Genomic DNA, 1,883 nt, shown 5'->3' on the forward strand with positions numbered 1-1,883 from the left:
CTCTATTGACCATTAAAAGGTAATGCGTGAAATCGTAAATATCAATATCCTTAAATTCCTTACTATTAGGATCAAACATGTCCTTAGTAACATCTGCGATCTTAAATTCTTTCAAACCTTTTTTAATGTTATCGCTTCTTAAGGCTTCAAATAATGCTTTAGAAGGATCATCAAATCGTGCAAACCTTGCGATCGCACCTCCTAAAATCTCGCTAATATCGCTTGTATTTTGATCGCTCTTTTCAAACATTTCTAAAGAGTTCGTTTTATAGAATTTCTCGCTTAAATCTTTCAGGCTTTCGCTTGTAGTTTGATAATTCTTTAAATTCGCAAAACTGCGATCCATAATATCGCTTAAATAAGCGTTTAAACTCACCTTAGGAAAATTCATATCGTGGATTAGATTGTGAAAACTCCCAGCGTTATCTACAAACATTTTTTTAACCTTTTCATAGCTTTTAATGTCGTTAGAAAATTCTTTCTGCCAGCGGTTGAGTAATTCTATCCCTTGCGTTTTCGTTCGTGGCATGTTAAACATTAAAAGGGCTAAGTTGCTATCGGTTACATTAGGGTGAGTGGCTTTGTCAAAATTAAGGTTTTTAGCGACGATATTTTTAAGTGAGTAAATGCTATCAGCGTCTAATTTTTTGTCTAATTCTTTTAATTTCGCTTCATAGTGGCTTAAAACCGCTATAGCGTGATCGCTCTCGCTGTTAAAGCGTCCTTGATTAGAACTAGCCGCTAAATTGTTGATCTCGGTGTTGTTTAAGCGGTTGTGTGGCACTCTCACTAACAACTCGTCCGGTTTTAGATCTATGTGATAGTATTCCTTGATCGCTTTCTCGTAAGCAAAACGGCTTTTTGGCGTGAAGTTTAGCATGCCAGCTATGCGGTGGTTTCCTGCGATCACTTGCCCGTCATGTAAGATAATCGGTAAATCCTCAAAGCCTCCGCTCCCAAATATCTTTTTAGGATCAAAATTTTCAGCGATGCTTTTAATCTGCTCTTCGTTCATGTCGGTGCGTTTTTGCGTTCCGCCTGTACTAAAGCTTGGTTTTAAGTCTTTAGCTTTAACGATTGCATAATTGAGATCGTAAATCTCTCGCTCGTTCAACCGAACTCGGCTTTTTGGGATTTGTGTTTGCGTTTGCGCTGGTATATCTTCTCCTACTTCTATTTTAGTCTGACTTTCAATATTGCCCGCATTCCCTCGCTCGTGTTCTAATTTCTTTTTTAAAGCGGCTTTGCGCGCTTTCTCTTGCTCTTTAGCCTTTAAAAACTCTTTTTCGCTCTCTAATTTCTCGCTTTCTAACTTGGCAAGCTTTTCGGCGTTGGCAAGTTCAAGGGGGCTTAAAGGCTCTTGCGTAGTTTTTTGTGAATTTTCTTGCGTTTTGAGTAAATCCACTTGACTTGTTAGAGATTTTTTAGTAGTATTGTTTTCGTTAGGGTTTAAGGCACTATAGTTGCTATTGCCTTTGTAATCGTTAGAAAGTGGCACAAGGGTTTCTAACTCCCTTAAAACTTTATCGTCAGCTTCAAAACTTGTAATCATGTAATGATTTTTTAGTTCGTTATTTCCCTTAAACTTACTTAAAATTACTTTTGAATTGTTTAGAATAATAGCCACATAACCTGGCCTGTCTTCTTCTTTGAAGCCTTTTTGTAGAATGTCAGGGATTTCCTTAAGTAGTTCGTTAGTCCTTTCTTTGGCTTGTTTGGTTGTTAGTCCTAACCTTTGATATTGTTTTTCTCGCTTTTCTAATACATGCGCTAACCCATAGCCGTTGCTATCTTTAGTCTTTGGCGTTCCCCAAACAAAATCAATCCCTCCTAAATCGTCCCTATACGCTGCGCCTGCGACTTGTCCGTTTTCCTCTTGTAAT

Annotated in this window: 1 protein-coding gene; it reads right to left on the reverse strand. The window is 37.9% G+C overall.

All coding sequences use genetic code 11. The annotated features are described in order from the left end of the window. Nucleotides 1-1,883, reverse strand: a 1,883-nt coding sequence (locus tag H7N69_RS07790) for a DUF3519 domain-containing protein (protein WP_187885369.1), incomplete at both ends; no start/stop codon positions are given.

This window comes from Helicobacter pylori (genome assembly GCF_014497725.1).
Classification (GTDB): domain Bacteria; phylum Campylobacterota; class Campylobacteria; order Campylobacterales; family Helicobacteraceae; genus Helicobacter; species Helicobacter pylori_DE.